Genomic DNA, 18,118 nt, shown 5'->3' on the forward strand with positions numbered 1-18,118 from the left:
AAAGGAGGGGTGGCCATGGCCGGTTACCTGAAACCGCTACTGGCGGTGCTGATACTGCTTGGCGCACCCTGGAGCGTGGCCGAGGAAGCACGGGAAGACCCGCTGGGGTCGTTCATGTGGGAACGCTATCGTGAGCGTTTTCTTGGCGATACACCGGTGCGTTTTGATTCGCGGGTCGGTATCCAGGCGCCGGCGTTCGCCGAGGATTCCGGGCAGGTTCCCATCGATGTGGACGCCTCGGACTTCAATGGCCGCTTTCAGCGCATGCTGTTGTGGGTGGAGCTGAACCCGATCCCGCTGGTGTTCGACTATCGGCCCTTGAGTGACGGCCTGGGCCGTCTTTCCATCAATGTGCGTCTGGAGCAGTCCTCGGCGGTGCGGGTGGCGGTGCTCAGTGATGGCGTCTGGCACGTCGGCAGTACCCGTATCGAAGGCGAGGGCGGCGGCTGCACTACACCGGGTATCGCCAAGACCGAGGACAACTGGTCAAAGGACTTCGGCAGGATCAAGGCCCGGCGTTTCGGGCATGAGTCGGGCAGCCGGGTACGGGTAAAGCTCTCTCACCCCATGGACAGTGGTCTGATTCCGAGCACACGGCCGTTTTATGTGGAGCAGGTGGCGTTTGTTCACGGCGACGAGCCGGTGGCAAGCATGACATGGCAGGCTTCGGTCAGTGAGAACCCGGAACTGGCGCTGACCCTCAAGGGCGATGCCGGCACCGCCTATCGGTTCCAGGCCCGGGACAACAACGGTAATGAGTTTGATCATGTCATCCCCTGACGGTGCAACGCGTTCGTGGTTGGTGAAGGCCGTGCTGTCCGTCGGCCTGGCGCTGTTCGCCGGCCCGGCGCCGGCCTTCGACTATCACCTCAAGCCAGTGGCCGTGGCGGAGCGCACCTGGATGGTGCAAGGACGGCGCGAGGAGCTCTCCGAGGACAACGGCGGTGATATCGCCAATGCCGCGTTCATCGCCACCGGTGACGGCGTCATCGTTATCGATACCGGCAGCACACTGAGTTACGGCCGGGCGTTGCGGGCGGCCATCGCCACGGTCACCGACCAGCCGGTGCGCTGGGTCATCAACACCCATCATCACCCGGATCATGTGTTCGGCAATCAGGCCTTCGAGGGTGCGGAGATTTCCGCGTTGCCGGCCACCATAGCCGCGCTGAAACGGGACGCCGACAGCTTCCGCACCACACTCTATCAACGGCTGGGTGACGCCGTGCGAGGTACGGAAACCGCCTTGCCGACCCGCGTCCTGGAGGCAGGGGAATCCCGTTTCGGTGACTACCCATTGCGACTGTTTGCCTTCAGCGGTCATTCCGGCGCCGACCTGGTGGTGCTTGATCCGGCCACCGGGGTGTTGTTCACCGGCGATCTGGTGTTTCACCACCGGGCGCCGACCACTCCTCATTCCCCCGGGATCGGAATCTGGCGGGAACAACTCCGGCAAGTGCGCGCGCTGCGGTTTGACGTCCTGGTGCCAGGCCATGGCCCGGCGGCCAAGGATGAGTCCCCGGTGGTCGAGACACTCGACTACCTGGATTGGCTGGATCGACGCCTCACCAATGGGGCGGCCCGCGGCGCCACCCGCAACGAGGTGATTCAGGCACCGTTACCGGAACGCTTCGCCGGCATGGCGCTGGTGCGTTACGAACTGACCCGCAGTGTCAGCCATTTCTACGCCGACTATGAGGAAGCGCTGCTGTGGGCGGATCCGGATACGACCAAACCGGATACGACCAAATAAGGGGCGAATTAGTACCTTGGTAGCATGCGGGCGTGGCCGGGGCGGCACTAATCTGAATATCCAGACAGTCCGCCCGAGAGCGTGGCGGAAAAACTCAGGATCAGCATAAAAAAGCGAGGAAGTACGGCTATGATTTACGACAATCCCGGTAGTCAGGGCGCCCTGGTCTCCTTCAAGGAGCGCTACCACAACTACATTGGCGGTGAATGGGTGGCGCCTGTTAAGGGCCGGTACTTCGACAACATCAGTCCGGTCAATGGCAAGGTGTTTTGTCAGGTGCCCCGTTCCTCCGCCGAAGACATCGATCTGGCATTGGACGCCGCTCACCGCGCCGCTCCGGGCTGGGCGCGAACCTCGGTGGCCGAGCGTGCCAATCTGTTGCTGAAAATCGCCGACCGCATCGAGGGCAGCCTGGAGTCCCTGGCGGTGGCGGAAACCTGGGATAACGGCAAGGCGGTGCGCGAAACCCTCAACGCCGATATCCCTCTGACGGTGGACCACTTCCGCTATTTCGCTGGCTGTATCCGCGCCCAGGAAGGTACGCTCGCGGATATTGACGCCAACACCGTGGCCTATCATTTTCACGAGCCGTTGGGTGTGGTCGGGCAGATCATCCCCTGGAATTTCCCGATCCTGATGGCCGCCTGGAAACTGGCGCCGGCGCTGGCGGCGGGCAACTGCGTGGTGCTGAAGCCGGCGGAACAAACTCCGGTGTCGATCCTCAAGGTGATGGAACTGATCGGTGATCTGCTGCCGGCGGGTGTGTTGAACGTGGTCAACGGTTTTGGCGACGAAGCCGGGCAGGCCCTGGCCACCAGCAAGCGCATCGCCAAGATCGCCTTCACCGGCTCCACGCCGGTGGGCTCACACATCCTCAAGTGCGCGGCGGAGAACATCATTCCCTCCACCGTGGAACTGGGTGGCAAATCGCCCAATATTTACTTCGCCGACATCCTCAATGCCGAGCCGGAGTTCATCGACAAGGCGGTGGAAGGCCTGGTGCTGGCGTTCTTCAACCAGGGCGAGGTCTGCACCTGCCCGTCCCGGGCGCTGATCCAGGAAAGCATGTACGACGACTTCATGGAACGGGTGGTGGCACGCATCGCCACGATCAAGCGTGGCAATCCGCTGGACACCGAAACCCAGGTCGGCGCTCAGGCCTCCCAGGAGCAGTTCGACAAGATCATGTCCTACATGGAAGTGGCCCGTAGCGAAGGTGCCGAGTTCCTGGCCGGTGGTGATCGCGAATCCCTGGCCGGTGAACACGGCGAAGGCTTCTATATCCAGCCGACCCTGCTCAAAGGCCATAACAAGATGCGGGTGTTCCAGGAGGAAATCTTCGGTCCGGTGGTGGCGGTGACCACCTTCAAGGACGAGGCGGAAGCGCTGGAGATCGCCAATGATACCGAGTTCGGTCTTGGTGCCGGGGTCTGGAGCCGCGACATCAATGTGGCCTTCCGCATGGGCCGCGGTATTCAGGCCGGCCGGGTCTGGACCAACTGCTATCATGCCTATCCGGCCCACGCCGCCTTTGGCGGTTACAAGAAATCCGGTATCGGCCGGGAAACCCACAAGATGATCCTGGATCATTACCAACAGACCAAGAACCTTCTGGTCAGCTACGACGTGAACCCGCTGGGCTTCTTCTGAAGCCAACGGATAAGCCGGCGGAAGCGGGAACGGGACGTGTTCTCCTGACCTCTCCGCCGGCCCCGGCCGCTGCTTTCTGTCCCTCCCCCTCCGTTGCTTGATTGCGATCAACGATCCCGCTTGCACTACACCGGATCATGGTGTGGTATTCCAACAACAACGGAGGTCCCCATGCGAGCCATGATCTTGCGAAAGAATGGCGAACCACTCGCATTGATCGATTGCCCGGCGGCTCGTCCCGGCCCGGGCCAGTTGCGCCTTCAGGTCGAGGCCTGCGGTGTCTGCCGCACCGATCTGCATGTGGTGGACGGCGAGTTGAACGGCGCCAAACTCCCTCTGATCCCGGGCCACGAAATCGTCGGGCGGGTGGTGGAGCTGGGGCCGGGTGCCAGCCGCTTTTCCATGGGCCAGCGCGTTGGTATCCCCTGGCTCGGACACAGCTGTGGACGATGCCGCTATTGTGAAGCGGGCCAGGAGAATCTTTGTGACACGCCCGGGTTCACCGGTTACACCCTTGATGGAGGCTATGCCGAACATTGCGTGGCTTCACAGGATTATGCCTTTGCCCTGCCGGAAGAACCCGATCCTGTCAGTCTGGCGCCGTTGTTGTGCGCCGGTCTGATCGGCTACCGCTCCTATCGAATGGCCGGAGAGGCGCCGCGATTGGGGCTCTACGGCTTCGGCGCGGCGGCGCACATCCTGACCCAGCTTGCCTGCTGGCAGGGGCGTGAGATCTACGCGTTTACCCGCCCTGGAGACGCCGCCGCGCAGGCGTTCGCGCGGGAAACGGGGGCAATCTGGGCCGGCGGATCAGACCAGGCGCCGCCGGTGGAACTGGACGCGGCCATTCTTTTCGCTCCGGTGGGCGCTTTGCTGCCCGTGGCTCTGCGCGCGGTGCGCAAAGGCGGCGTGGTGGTCTGTGGCGGTATTCATATGAGCGATATCCCGGGTTTTCCCTACGCCGACTTGTGGGGTGAACGGGGGGTCCGCTCCGTCGCCAATCTGACTCGGGAAGACGGCGAGCAGTTTCTGCGTCTCGCCTCGCAGGCGGGTATCGAGGTCGCGACGCGGAGCTATCGGTTGGATGAGGCAAACGAAGCGCTGGACGATCTTCGCACCGGTCGTCTCACCGGCGCGGCGGTGTTGGTGCCTTGAGCAGGAGGTTGCCGTAGGAGCCAGCCCTGCTGGCGAACTGGTTTCCTGGGATTGGAGGATTCGCTTGCCGGATAAGCTCTTACAGAGGCCTCTGAATTCATAAAAAAGGCCGCCCAGGGGCGGCCAAATGGCACAGTGGAATGGATCCGCTTGGCGGATCTACCAGGAGAGTGCGGCCCCCACTGCCAGGGTGTCGGTGGATTCAATCTCGCCAGCCTGCTTGTCATCGATTTCGAAGCGGCTGAAATTACCCAGCAGTTTCAGATTGTCATTGACCGCGTAACTGAGCAGCACGGCTTTGTTTTCGTAGTCGGCTTCGCCGCCAAGCAGATTGCCGTCGTCCTCGCTACGACCATAGGACAGAGCCAAACGGAATTTGTCGATCTGCTGGCCGACTTGCAGAAGATAACCGGAGCTGTCGATTTCCTTCAGGTTGGCCTGGCCCAGGTTGTTCGAGAACAGCGGGTGCATGCCTTCGGCATCGAAGCCCGAAGCGGTGAGGGAGGTGTCGCCAAGTTTGGCCTGAACCCCATAACCAATCCCCCGCGAAGTAATATCCTCAACACTGCCGTCGGTGTTTTCCGAGGTCTGATAGGCGCCATTAACCCAGGCGTACAGTTCGGTGGCGCCGAGGTCGGTCTGGTAGCTTACTTCGGTTTCGAAACGCGGTGCCGATTGGTAGGCCTTGCCGGTGCCTCCCACTTCGTTGCTGTCATAGGGATCGAGAACACCCACGGCGACTTTCAGGGCATGTTGCTGTGGGCTGCGGTAAGTGATCTGCGCGCTGGGGAAAGGGTAGGGATAGCCGGTGCCGATGTTGCCAAAGGACACGCCGCTGCCGTCCATCAGGCCGAGGGTATCGCTGGCCTGGCCGAAACCCGACAACAGTTCGTCGCGCAGAATATTGGAGCGCGCGAACAAACCAAAGTCCTTACCGATCAACACCTGACCCCAGCCGCTGTCGATGGTGCCGTAAAACTGGCGCACGTCGATGCCGGTTTCGGTGCCGTTGGTTTCACTGTCGTTGATGGTGACCCAGAACGAGGAGCGAGCCCCGAGTTTCAGGTCGCCGGCCTGACGGGAAAAATTGAAGCCGATCCAGTTCGGCAGAAATCCCATCTTCACCCGGGACTGGCGCCGGTCGAACTGGTCGCCGGGGCGGTCCACCTCGTTGTGTACGTAGAAGGCGTTGATGTAGCCGTCGGTGGAGAAGGTGGTCTGATTATCGTCGTGGAGTTTGATTTCCGCCTGGGTGCCGGCACTGGCAAGCGATGCCAGCAGAGCGCAGGTAAGGGGCAGTCTTTTGTTGTTGTGCATGGTTCGCTCCATGTTTTTTTGCGTCGTTCGGAGCGGGCAGTATGGAAAGGGACGGGCGGCGGCGAATCCCGCTTTGGTCGGGAAGGCGTCTTAAGACCGCAGCGACCAGTCGGGTGGCACGAAAGTCGTGCGCGGGGGTTGGTTCAGGAACTAGAACGAAGAGAGAGGGGGCTGGGAGAAAGGAGAAGCCCGGCGCATTCGCGCCGGGCAATAGCACTCAACCTTGCGTGCTGGAGGTGTCGCTGTCTTCCTGCTCAGGGGCGGTATTGATCACGGTGGCCTGATCTTCCAGCCAGCCGCCGCCCAGGGCCCGATACAGGGTGATCTGATTGGCGAGCTTGCTGAGCGTGATGGACACCAGTTCCTGACGGGCGGTAAGCAGACTGCGTTGCGCGTCCAGCACCGCGAGATAGTCGTCCGCACCCAGCTCGTAGCGCTGCTGGGACAGTTCCAGTGAGCGGCGGGTGGCATCCACCAGAGCCTGCTGGGCGATTTCCTGTTCCAGCAGGGTTTCCCGGGACACCAGCGCATCCGAGACTTCCTGGAAGGCGGTCTGGATGGTTTGCTCGTAGGTGGCGACGCTCTGATCCCGGCGCACTGCCGCCACGTCCAGGCTGGCGCGGTTGCGCCCGCCGGTGAAGATCGGCAGGGAAATGCTCGGCGAGAACGACCAACTGCGTGAGCCGCTCTCGAACAACCCGTCCAGTTCGGCACTGCTGGTACCAAAGGTCCCGGTCAGGGAAATGCTCGGGAAGAACGCGGCCCGGGCCGCGCCGATGTTGGCGTTGGCGGCCCGCAGCAAGTGTTCCGCACGGATGATGTCCGGACGTGCCAGCAGCACATTGGAAGACAACCCGGAAGGCACCTCCGACAGGTCCACCAACCCGGATTCCTCCAGGTTATCGCTGGGCAGAGGCGGCAGCGGCGCGCCGACCAGGGTGGCCAGGGCGTTACGGTCCTGGGCCACCAGACGGGCGAAGCGGGCACGATTGGCGCGGGCGGTTTCCAGCGCGGTCTGCGCCTGACGCAGTTCCAGCTCGGAGCCGACACCCAGGTCGAAGCGGCGCTGGGTCAGATCCAGGGAAGCCCGGTAGGCCTCCATGGTTTCCTCGCTGATGCGCAGGTTTTCGCGGTCGGCAACCAGCGACAGGTAAGCGTTGGCCACTTCCGACACCAGAGTAATGTGGGCGCTGCGCTGGGCTTCCTCGCTGGCCAGATAATTCTGCAGGGCGGCATCCTTGAGGCTGCGTACCCGGCCGAACAGATCCAGCTCGTAGGCGGAGATGCCCACGTTGGCGCCATACTGACTCTGCACCTGGCTCTCGCCGGTGTTGTTCAGGTCACCGGGCACCCGTTGCCGGGTGCCGGTGCCGTTGAGGCCGATATTGGGAAACAGGTCGGCACGCTGAATCCGATACTGGGCGCGCAACTCTTCCACATCCAGCATGGCCAGACGCAGATCCCGGTTGTTGGCCAGGGCGGTCTGGATCAGCTGTTGCAGTTCCTGTTCGGTGAAGAAATCCCGCCAGCCGGGCAGGGTGACCTGCGTGGCGTCGGCGCCTTCACGGAACTGATCCGGCACAGGCGACGGGGGTTGTTCATAGCTGGGCGCCAGCGTACAGCCACTTAAGGCCAGAGCGAGGGCCAACGCCATGGAAGCGGGTTTCAATGTCATCCGCGGGTCTCCTCGGACGGCTCGTTACGGTCACCTTTGCCGTTCAACGGCACGCCGGACAGTTTACGAACCACCACGTAGAACAAAGGAATGAAGAAAATGGCCAGGGCGGTGGCGGTGAACATGCCGCCAAACACGCTGGTACCGATGGCGTTACGGGCGCCGGAGCCGGCACCGCTGCTTAGCATCAGCGGTGTCACCCCGAGCATGAACGCCATGGAGGTCATCAGGATCGGACGCAGCCGCATTCGCGTGGCTTCCAGCGTGGCTTTCCACAGCGAGTGCCCCTCATCCTCTAGGTCCTTGGCGAACTCGGCGATCAGAATCGCGTTCTTCGCCGCCAGCCCGATGGTGGTGAGCAGCCCGACCTGGAAGAAGACGTCATTTTCCAGCCCCCGGCCCAGCGAGAACAGGACCGCGCCGATCACGCCCAGCGGCACTACCAGCATCACCGCGAACGGAATCGACCAGCTCTCATACAGGGCGGCCAGGCACAGGAACACCACGATCAGCGACAGGGCGTACAATGCCGGCGCCTGGTTGCCGGACTGGCGTTCCTGGTAGGACAGGCCGGTCCATTCGTAACCGAAGCCCTCCGGCAGATCCGCCGCCAGACCTTCCAAAGTGATCATGGCGTCACCGGTACTGAAACCGGGGCTGGCGTTGCCCTGGATGTTCACCGAGGAGACGCCATTATAACGCTGCAGTTGTTGCGGACCGTACTGCCAGTCGCCGGTGGCGAAGCTGGAGAAGGGCACCATCTGGTTATTGCTGTTGCGCACGTACCAGGTGCCGATGTCCTCCGGCAGCATGCGGTCTTCCGCGTCGCCCTGGACGTAGACCCGTTTGATCCGGCCGCGATCGAGGAAGTCGTTGACATAGGTGGAACCCCAGGCCACCGACATGGTGTTGTTGATGTCGGCGATGGAGACGCCCATGGACTGTGCCTTCAAGTGATCCACGTCGACTTTGTACTGCGGCGCGTCGGGCAGCCCGTTGTAACGCACTTGCACCATCGACGGATCCTGGTTGGCCTGACCAAGCAGCTGGCCCATGGCCTGGTTGAGCGCGTCATGGCCCAGGCCACCACGGTCCTGGAGCTGGAAGTTGAAACCGCTGGCCACCCCGAGAGCGGGGATCGACGGCGGGTTCAAGGCAAAAATGATCGCCTCGCGAACACTGCCGAAGTAACCCATGGCGCGGCCGATGATCTGGTCGATGCCGTCGGTACTGAGATCACGATCCGACCAGTCCCGCAGACGGACGAAAGCGATCCCTGAGTTCTGGCCACGACCGGCGAAGCTGAAGCCGGCCACGGTGAAGATGGATTGCACCGCGTCCTTTTCTTCCTCCAGGAAGTAGTACTCCATTTTCTTCAGTACTTCGATGGTCTGCTCCTGGGTGGAACCCACCGGCAGCTGTACCTGCGCCAGCATGATGCCCTGGTCCTCTTCCGGCAGGAAGGCGGTGGGCAGGCGGGTGAAGGTGAACGCCAGCACCGCTACCACGGCTACATAGATCAGCAGGTAGCGGCCACGGCGGCCGAGGATTTTTTCCACCCTGTTGTGATAGCCATGGCTGGCACGATCGAAGTTGCGGTTGAACCAGCCGAAGAAGCCTTTCTTGTCCTCATGGGAGGCGTCCTGCTGCTTGAGCATGCTGGCGCACAATGCTGGCGTCAGGATCAGGGCCACCAGTACCGACAACACCATGGCCGAAACGATGGTGATGGAGAACTGACGATAGATGGCGCCGGTGGAGCCGGGGAAGAACGCCATGGGTATGAACACCGCGGACAGCACCAGGGCGATACCGACCAGCGCGCCGGTGATCTGGCCCATGGATTTGCGCGTGGCTTCACGGGGGGGCAAACCCTCTTCCGCCATTACCCGTTCCACGTTTTCCACCACCACGATGGCGTCGTCCACCAAAAGCCCGATGGCCAGTACCATGCCGAACATGGTCAGGGTGTTGATCGAGAAGCCGAAGGCGAACAGCACCGCGAAGGTCCCCAGCAGCACCACCGGCACGGCGATGGTGGGGATCAGAGTGGCGCGGAAATTCTGCAGGAACAGGTACATCACCAGGAACACCAGCAGAATCCCTTCAAACAGGGTCTTCACCACTTCCATGATGGAGATTTCCACGAACGGCGTGGTGTCGTAGGGAAAATCCATTTGCATGTCTTCGGGGAAGAACTGGCTCAGATCGTTGAGCGTGGACTTGACCCGTTCGGCGGTATCCAGGGCGTTGGCGCCGGTGGCCAGATTGATCCCCAGGCCGGTGGCGGAGGTGCCGTTGTAACGCCCGGTGATATCGTAGCTTTCCTTGCCGAACTCGATGTTGGCGACGTCCTTGAGGCGCAGCTGGGAGCCGTCATCGTTGACGCGCAGCAGAATTTGCCCGAATTCCTCGGGGGTTTGCAGCAAGGTCTGCACGATGATGGAAGCGCTCAACTGCTGGCCTTCCACCGCCGGGTTGCCGCCGATCTGGCCCCCGGTGATCTGGTTGTTCTGTACCGTGATCGCCTGGGTGACATCCGCCGCGGTCAGACCGAACTCGGTCATTTTCTGGGAGTCGAGCCAGACGCGCATGGCGTATTGGGTACCGAACAACTGGGTGGTACCGACGCCCTGCACCCGGCTGATCGGATCCTGGATGTTGGCCGCCACGTAGTCGGCGAGGGCGGCGTTATCCAGTTCTCCGGATTTGGAGTTGAACGCCACCACCATCAGGAAGGTGTCGGAGGACTTGCTCACCTGCACCCCCTGCTGCTGCACCACCTGGGGCAGGCGCGGGGTGGCCAGCTGCAGTTTGTTCTGCACCTGGACCTGGGCGATATCCGGATCGGTGCCGGCGGCGAAGGTCAGGCTGATCTGCGCGTTACCGGAGGAATCACTGGTGGAGGACATATACAGCAGGTTATCGATACCGTTCATCTGCTGTTCGATAACCTGGGTCACCGAATCTTCCACGGCTTTCGCCGAGGCCCCGGGGTAGCTGGCCTCGATGGTGACTTCCGGCGGTGCCACGGTGGGGTACTGCTCCACCGGCAAAGTATTGATCGCCAGGGCGCCCGCCATCATCAGAACGATGGCGATCACCCAGGCGAAAATGGGTCGATCAATAAAGAAATTGGCCATGTTGCTCCCCGATTACTCGGCGTTGGCGTTGTTCGGGCCGTTGTCCTGGGCCTGGGTTTGCTGCGCTTGCTGCTTTTGCGCCTCGACGTCCACACCTTCCACCGGCATGCCGGGGCCGATCTTTTGCAGGCCGTCGACGATCAGTTTGTCGCCGGCGGCGAGGCCAGCGCCGATCAACCAGCGGTTGCCCACCGTGCGCACGGTTTCCACCTGACGTTTTTCCACCGTGTTGTTGTCGCCGATGACCATGGCACTGGCGGTGCCTTGCGGATCACGGGTGACCGCTTTCTGTGGCACCAGGATGGCGTTGTCGCGTTGTCCCTGGGGCAGCTTGGCGCGCACGAACAGACCGGGCAGCAGGTCGCCGTCGGGATTGGGGAACAGGGCGCGCAGGGTGATCGAGCCGGTGCTTTCATCCACCGCGTACTCGGAGAATTGCAGGGTCCCGCTCTGGTCGTACTCGGTGCCGTCTTCCAACACCAGAGTGACGCGCGCCTTGTCTTCGCCGACCTGTTCCAACTGCCCGCTTTCCATGGCCACGCGCAGTTGACGCAACGCACGGGCGGACTGGGTGAGGTCCACATAGATCGGATCCAATTGACGAATGGTGGCCAGCGCCTCGCTCTGGTTGGCGGTGACCAGAGCACCGGCGGTGACGGTGGAACGGCCGATACGCCCGGAAATCGGCGCCTTGACACTGGCGTAGTCCAGGTTCAGGCGAGCGGTATCCACCGCGGCCTGGGCGGCGGCGATCTGCGCTTTGTTGGTGCCCAGACTGGCGCGGGCATTGTCGTACTCCTGACGGCTTACCGCGTTCGCTTCCACCAGAGTCTTATAGCGGTCGGCCAGCAGCTGGTTGGACTCCAGTGTGGAACGGGCGCTGGCCAGATCCGCCTGGGCGCTGGCCAGTGCCGCCTTGAACTGGCGATCGTCGATACGATAAAGCACCTGCCCGGCCTCAACTTCGGCGCCTTCATCGAACAGACGTTCCTTGATAATGCCGCTCACTTGAGGACGAATCTCCGCCACCTCGTAGGGGCTGGTGCGGCCGGGCAGTTCGTTGACGACGGTATAGGGTTCCGGTTTAACCGTGATGAAACCCACCTGCGCCGCACCGCCGGCACCTTGCTGCTGAGGCGCGTCGTTTCCGCAGGCGGTCAGGGCGAGGGCAAAAAAGAAAAGGACAGAAACATGGACCGATCGTGCGCGCATAGAAACCTCGGTTTCCTATGAAAATCAATGAATTTTGGTTGCTTCCGTTACGGCGAGAAAGCGCGGATACCCGATAATTACACAAAAGCGAAAAGAGTATACATACATTCGTAGATGTATGTATAGTTCCGCCATCAGCGTGATCACAGGAGTCCGGCCATGAGGCGCACCAAGGCGGAAGCTCAGGAGACCCGTGAGCAGATACTCGACGCGGCGGAGCGCGTCTTTCATGAAAAAGGCGTATCGAGGACCTCCTTGAATGACATCGCCGGCGCGGCGGGGTTCACTCGTGGTGCCATTTATTGGCATTTCAAAAACAAACATGATGTTTTTGCCGCCATGTTGGAGCGAAAGCGTTTGCCGCTGGAGGCTTTGGCGCAGCGGGCGGAGCACCCTGAAGAGAAGGATCCGCTGGGGCGGTTGCGGGAATTCCTGATCTACGTGCTCTGTGAAACCGTCCGTGATCCGAGCCGTCGGCGGGTATTGGAGATCATATTCCAAAAATGTGAATTTACTGTGGAAACCGATCCTCTGATGGCCCGCCAGAAGGAATCCTTTCTGGAAGCCTCCAAATCCATGCGAATCATCCTTGGCCGCGCCATCGAGCGCGGGCAACTGCCTGAAAGTCTGAACATCGAGCGTGCCGTGACCTTGCTGCATGTGCAAGTGTGTGGCCTTCTTTATGTCTGGTTGCTGGTCCCGGAGACCTTTGATCTCGAACAGGAAGCGGCCCATCATGTGGACTGCTATCTCAACACGCTGGCGTCGTGCCCCTCCATTTCCGGGCGCCCGGATTCTCCTTCCTGATTTTGATTTCTGATTTCGGAACGTGATTTTGAAATAATTGACGCCACCCAAGGGTCATGTCACATTCTTTGCCCCCGCACGGACAGTGCCGTATGCCCTCCGGGCTGGCGGCGATCGCCTTGGTCCGCCCGGGCATCAACCGATAAATCAATGCCATGTCGGCAACGCAATACGCGCCCGGAACCAGGCTCGTTCGTTGGTTGCCGGTGCCGCCGTCGTGACCGGAAGAAACCGGAACAGGAGAATAACGATGAGTAAGCTGTTTGATCTCACGGGAAAAGTCGCTCTGATCACCGGATCCACCCGGGGTATCGGTAAAGCCATCGCCGAGGAAATGGCCCGTGCTGGCGCCAAGGTGGTCATCTCCAGCCGCAAGCCGGAGCCTTGCCATGAAGTGTGCGAGGCGATCAAGGCGGAAGGTCACGAGGCCATCGCCGTGCCCTGTAACGTGGGCAGCAAGGATGATTTGATGAACCTGGTAGATGAAACCCTGGCGGCCTTTGGCAAGATCGATATTCTGGTCTGTAACGCCGCCACCAACCCGGTTTACGGCCCCACCGCGGAAGTCAGCGACGAGGCCTGGGACAAGATTCTCGACACCAACGTCAAGGGCACGTTCTGGCTGTGCAACCGGGTACTGCCGATCATGGCCGAGAACGGCGGTGGTAACGTGGTGATCATTTCCAGCATCGCCGGACTGCGCGGCAACAGCGTGATTGGCACCTACGGCGTCTCCAAGGCGGCGGAAGCGGCGCTTGCCCGCAACCTGGCGGTGGAGTGGGGGCCGAAGAATATTCGTGTCAACGCCATTGCTCCGGGGCTGGTGCGCACCGATTTCGCCAAGGCTCTGGTGGAAGACCCGGTTCGCCGTCAGCGCGCCGAGGAACGCACACCGGTGCGCCGTATCGGCGATCCGGTGGATATCGCCGGGGTGGCGTTGTTCCTGTCCAGCGCCGGCAGCGCTTACGTGACCGGTCAGACCATCGTGGCGGACGGCGGCGAAACCATTTGTTGATGGCGCTCCCACAGCGGCTTCGTATCGCCTATTGTAGGAGCGGCTCGTGGACCAGTGTTGTCCCATGATTCGCTGGCACGCTTACACGCAACACGCTAGCACGCTAAACCCAAGGCCGGTTTGTGAGCCCTTGGAGGCAAGGATCGCGCTCGTGAGCGTGCCGGCGTGTTGCGTGTAAGCGCCGATTTAATTTGAGGTTCCTTATGGAAGGTCAACCGGAACTGGTGCCGGTCCTTGAGGCCCATCGTTTCGATGAAAACCGCCTGTCCCGATATCTGGATCAGGCCGGGCTGCTGGCCGGAGCGTTGCGGGTGCAACAGTTCCAGGGCGGACAATCCAACCCCACTTACTTGCTGGAAAGTGGCGAGCGCCGCTATGTACTGCGCAAGAAGCCGCCGGGCAAGGTGTTGCCCTCGGCGCATCAGGTGGACCGCGAATATCGGGTGATGAAGGCATTGGGCGAGCACAGCGACGTGCCGGTGCCGGCCATGCGTGCGCTCTGCGAGGACGATGACGTTATCGGCACCAGTTTTTACGTCATGGATTTCGTGCCCGGCCGGGTGTTTTCCGAGCCACTGCTGGAAAGTCTGCCCACCGATCAACAGCGCCGCGCCGTCTATGAGGCCATGGTGGATACCCTGGCCAAACTGCACAGCGTTGACTACAAGGCCGCCGGCTTGGAGGATTTTGGACGTCCTCAAGGGTATGTGGCGCGCCAGGTGAAACGCTGGCGGGCTCAGTACCAGGCCTCCAAGACCGATGACCTGCCGGCCATGGACAACCTGATCGACTGGCTCGAGGAGCACATTCCCGAGGACGACAGTGCCGCCATTGCTCACGGTGACTTCCGAATGGGCAATCTGCTGCTGGCACCGGACCAGCCCGGGGTGGTGGCGGTGCTGGACTGGGAACTGGCCACCATTGGCCATCCGCTGGCGGATCTGGCTTACTTCTGTCTGCCGTATCATCTCCCCCACGGTATTCAGGGGGTGCGCGGCCTGGACGGTCTGGATCTGAGCGGACGCGGCATTCCCGATGAGCATGCATTGCTGGAGCGTTACTGTCGCGGTTGTGGCCGCGATGGCATCAGCGACTGGCCGGTATTTCTGGCCTTCGCGCTGTTCCGCACCGCGGCGATCCTGCAGGGGGTCTACGCCCGGGCCCTGCAGGGCAACGCCAGCAACCGTGATGCGTTGGAAGTCGGCAAACGGGCCGGACTGATGGCCGAGCGCGGCTGGCAAATCGCCCGTACTCACCAATAAACAGCTAATGACAGCCCCTCGGGCGTCATCATCGCTTCATTCCGACCGTGCAGCATAGGCGGCGCGGTCGGTAGACAAGAATTCGGACAATACAGGAGCCACCATGAAGCCCTTCCAACGTATCCTTCTTACCAACGACGATGGCATCGACGCCCCCGGTCTGAAAGTGGCCGAGGTGATCGCCGCGGAACTGGCCGAGGAGGTCTGGGTGGTGGCGCCGGAGCATGATCAAAGCGGGGTGGGGCAAAGTATTTCGCTGCACAGCCCGTTGCGGGTATATCACCACGGCGAGCGCCGCTACGCCGTTTCCGGTACGCCGGCGGATTGCGTCCTTTTCGCCATGACGGAGTGGCTGGAGGAAACACCGCCGGATCTGGTGCTGTCCGGGGTTAACTGTGGCGCCAATCTGAGTGACTCGGTGATGTACTCCGGTACCGTTGGCGCGGTGCTGGCGGCGGCCCATCTGGGGTTGCCTGGCGTGGCGCTGAGCCAGGCGTTTCTGGATCGGGATGCCATCAATTACGCACCAGTGAGCGAGCTGGCGGCGGGACTGATCCGGCAATTATGGGAGCGTCACACCGAGCATTGCTGCTGGAACCTCAACTTCCCCGATCTGCCGCTGGCGCGGATCAAGGGTAACCGCATCACCCGCCAGGTGCCCGGCAGCATCCGCCGCGCCCGGTTGGTGGCCGGACGTGACGGTCGCAATCTGTCCTACCATTGGCTGACCTTCGAGCGCGATCCGGATTCCATCGATCACCCGCAGTCCGACGTGGTGGCTCTGCGTGATGGCCGTGTGTCGGTGATGCCGCTGAGACCTTCCCGTTGTGATGACGATCTGGCCGACGCCTTGTGGCAGAAAGGCGAGTGGTAAAAAAGGGGCGTGGTGAGTGACCCGGCGGGATTGGCACGCCCATCAGATCATTCACCGCCGAAAATATGAAACCATATTCCGAAATAGTATTGACGCCCCGCGGGGCGCGTGTCAGATTCTCCGGCTATTCCATTTGGCGGGCCGCGGAGTTCGAAAGGGTCTCGGTCGCCGAAGGTTAACGACGTTTTCCGAAGCATTTCCGCCCAGGCGGAAGTGGCGGTTTCGTCGTATCACCTGTTGCCTATGCAGCACCATATGCAGCAACAACAAGCGGGTACCAGCCTCCACAACGCGGGCCCCAAGAAAAAAGTGGCCTTTGTCGCCACAGTCGAATCGTAGGGAGAGTTAGCATGTTTGATCGGCATTTTGCCGTTTGGCCTGAAAACCTGCCGCATCACCTGACCATTCCGGAAACCAGCCTCTGCACCAATCTTGATGTCTCCGCGCTGCGCTACCCGGAAAAACCGGCCATCATTTATTACGACCATACCATCACCTACCGGGAACTGAAGCGCCAGGTCGACGCTCTGGCCGGCTACCTGCAAACATTGGGCGTGGACAAAGGTGACCGCGTCCTGCTGTACATGCAGAACGCTCCTCAATTCATCATCGGTTACTACGCCATTCTGCGGGCCAACGCCATCGTCGTGCCGATCAACCCGATGAACCGCACGGCGGAACTGGAACACTACCTGGAGGATACCCAGGCAACGGTGACGCTGGCGGCGCAAGAAGTGTTCGCCAATATCGTGCCGCTGATCGGCACCCGGCAGCTGCGTCATGTCATCGTGGCGTCCTACAGCGACTATATCGACCCGCAAACCGATCTGGACCTTCCCGCGGAAGTGCGGGCGCCGGCGCAGCCTTTGCAAACCGAAGGTGCGATCGCCTGGCGCGACGCCATCGATGCCGGCAAGACGCCCGGGGAATTGCTGGTGGGGCCGGACGATCTGGCGGTGTTCCCCTACAGCTCCGGGACCACCGGCGCTCCCAAAGGCTGCATGCATACCCACCGGTCGGTGATGGCCACCTGTGTGCATGGCGTGGCCTGGCGCTCTGGCGGCGGCAGTGAGGGGATCATCCTCTCCACCCTGCCGTACTTCCATGTCACCGGCATGCAGGGCGCCATGAACGCGCCCATCTACACCGGTGCCTGCATCGTGCTGATGACCCGCTGGGACCGCCGTACCGCGGCCACCCTGATTCAGCGTTATCAGGTCACCAGTTGGACCAACATCGTCACCATGGCCATCGATCTGCTGTCCGATCCGGAGGTGGAATCCTTCGATCTGTCCAGCTTGCAGAACATCGGCGGTGGTGGCGCGGCCATGCCGGAAGCGGTCTCCGACAAGCTGTTCAAGCTCACCGGGCTGCGCTACATCGAAGGGTATGGCCTCTCCGAGACCATCGCCGCCACCCACATCAATCCCGCCGAGAAGCCAAAGAAACAGTGCCTTGGCATTCCGGTCTTCGACGTGGATTCCCGCGTCATCGACCAGGAGACCGGCAAGGAACTGGGCGTCGGGGAAGTGGGGGAGATCATTTCCCACGGCCCGCAGATTTTCCAGGGTTACTGGAACCGTCCGGAGGAAACCGAGAAGGCCTTCATCGAACTGGACGGCAAGCCGTTCTTCCGTACCGGAGACATGGGGTACTACGACGAAGAAGGCTATTTCTTCATCGTCGACCGGGTGAAACGGATGATCAATGCGTCCGGCTTCAAGGTCTGGCCCGCCGAAGTGGAAAGTCTGATGTACCGCCATCCCGCCATTCAGGAGTGCTGCATCATCTCCGCGCCGCACGAGCGCCGTGGCGAAACGGTGAAAGCCTGTGTGGTTTTGAACGCCAAGGATAAAGATAACGTCAGCGAGGACGATATCATTACCTGGTGCAAGAATGAGATGGCCGCCTACAAGGTGCCGCAGATCGTCGAATTCCGCGATGAGCTGCCTCGTTCGCCCACCGGCAAGGTGATGTGGCGGGCATTGCAAGAGCAGGAATGGGCGACGAACGAAAGCGCCTCCTGATCCTTTGAGCAACGGCAATTCCCATGGCGGATTGCCGTTGTCTTTTTCGCACTGCGAAATACCATTCCGAATATTGACGCTTCGGTGAGGTGCTGTTAGCGTCTTGGCCTTCATGCACCATCGTGCATGAAAGTATGCCGGCGAGAGCGTCCGTACCATAACAACCCAGAAAGTGAAGCGTGCCATTTGGCGGTAGAGAGTGGCAGTGGACAGTGGCGGTGGAGCGTC

General features: G+C 61.4%; 13 protein-coding genes. 9 read left to right on the forward strand and 4 right to left on the reverse strand.

What is annotated here, in order from left to right; translation table 11 throughout:
- Positions 1-15: 15 nt before the first annotated feature.
- The 4 genes from B5T_RS08070 (at position 16) to B5T_RS08085 (ending at position 4,558) form a co-directional block, all read left to right on the forward strand.
- Complete coding sequence (locus B5T_RS08070; protein WP_014993997.1) at positions 16-780, forward strand: quinoprotein dehydrogenase-associated SoxYZ-like carrier; 765 nt, start codon at positions 16-18, stop codon at positions 778-780.
- Positions 767-1,753, forward strand: a complete 987-nt coding sequence (locus tag B5T_RS08075; RefSeq protein ID WP_148279230.1) for a quinoprotein relay system zinc metallohydrolase 1 — start codon at positions 767-769, stop codon at positions 1,751-1,753. Before B5T_RS08070 ends, B5T_RS08075 begins: the two co-directional genes overlap by 14 nt.
- 129 nt (positions 1,754-1,882) lie before the next feature.
- Entirely contained in the window at positions 1,883-3,403 is a 1,521-nt protein-coding gene (gene exaC / locus B5T_RS08080; protein WP_014993999.1) for an acetaldehyde dehydrogenase ExaC, read from the forward strand.
- Positions 3,404-3,574: 171 nt separating this feature from the next.
- Positions 3,575-4,558 carry a zinc-dependent alcohol dehydrogenase family protein gene (locus B5T_RS08085; protein ID WP_014994000.1) on the forward strand — a complete coding sequence of 328 codons (984 nt, stop codon included), beginning with the start codon at positions 3,575-3,577 and terminating at the stop codon, positions 4,556-4,558.
- 159 nt (positions 4,559-4,717) lie between these two features.
- Here the strand turns inward: B5T_RS08085 and B5T_RS08090 are convergent, their stop codons facing one another.
- From B5T_RS08090 to B5T_RS08105, 4 genes are all read right to left on the reverse strand, one after another.
- Positions 4,718-5,875, reverse strand: a complete 1,158-nt coding sequence (locus B5T_RS08090; protein ID WP_014994001.1) for a porin — start codon at positions 5,873-5,875, stop codon at positions 4,718-4,720.
- A gap of 217 nt (positions 5,876-6,092) precedes the next feature.
- The gene (locus tag B5T_RS08095; RefSeq protein WP_014994002.1) at positions 6,093-7,550 is read right to left on the reverse strand and encodes an efflux transporter outer membrane subunit; all 1,458 of its coding nucleotides are present in this window, start codon (positions 7,548-7,550) and stop codon (positions 6,093-6,095) included.
- Positions 7,547-10,693, reverse strand: coding sequence for an efflux RND transporter permease subunit (locus B5T_RS08100; protein WP_014994003.1), 3,147 nt, complete (start codon positions 10,691-10,693; stop codon positions 7,547-7,549). Before B5T_RS08100 ends, B5T_RS08095 begins: the two co-directional genes overlap by 4 nt.
- A gap of 12 nt (positions 10,694-10,705) precedes the next feature.
- Positions 10,706-11,905 (reverse strand): efflux RND transporter periplasmic adaptor subunit, encoded by a 1,200-nt coding sequence (locus tag B5T_RS08105; RefSeq protein ID WP_014994004.1) that lies wholly within the window; start codon positions 11,903-11,905, stop codon positions 10,706-10,708.
- A 159-nt stretch (positions 11,906-12,064) separates the two neighbouring features.
- Between B5T_RS08105 and B5T_RS08110 the strand changes: the two genes are divergently transcribed.
- From B5T_RS08110 to B5T_RS08130, 5 genes are all read left to right on the forward strand, one after another.
- Entirely contained in the window at positions 12,065-12,712 is a 648-nt protein-coding gene (locus B5T_RS08110) for a TetR family transcriptional regulator (RefSeq protein ID WP_014994005.1), read from the forward strand.
- A gap of 250 nt (positions 12,713-12,962) precedes the next feature.
- Entirely contained in the window at positions 12,963-13,727 is a 765-nt protein-coding gene (locus B5T_RS08115) for an SDR family NAD(P)-dependent oxidoreductase (protein ID WP_014994006.1), read from the forward strand.
- Positions 13,728-13,930: 203 nt separating this feature from the next.
- A complete protein-coding gene (locus B5T_RS08120) occupies positions 13,931-14,989 on the forward strand; it encodes a phosphotransferase family protein (RefSeq protein ID WP_014994007.1) in 1,059 nt (352 codons plus the stop codon).
- A gap of 103 nt (positions 14,990-15,092) precedes the next feature.
- Positions 15,093-15,863, forward strand: coding sequence for a 5'/3'-nucleotidase SurE (gene surE, locus B5T_RS08125; RefSeq protein WP_014994008.1), 771 nt, complete (start codon positions 15,093-15,095; stop codon positions 15,861-15,863).
- A 350-nt stretch (positions 15,864-16,213) separates the two neighbouring features.
- The gene (locus tag B5T_RS08130; protein ID WP_014994009.1) at positions 16,214-17,890 is read left to right on the forward strand and encodes a long-chain fatty acid--CoA ligase; all 1,677 of its coding nucleotides are present in this window, start codon (positions 16,214-16,216) and stop codon (positions 17,888-17,890) included.
- Positions 17,891-18,118: the final 228 nt, after the last annotated feature.

The organism is Alloalcanivorax dieselolei B5, from assembly GCF_000300005.1.
GTDB lineage: Bacteria > Pseudomonadota > Gammaproteobacteria > Pseudomonadales > Alcanivoracaceae > Alloalcanivorax > Alloalcanivorax dieselolei.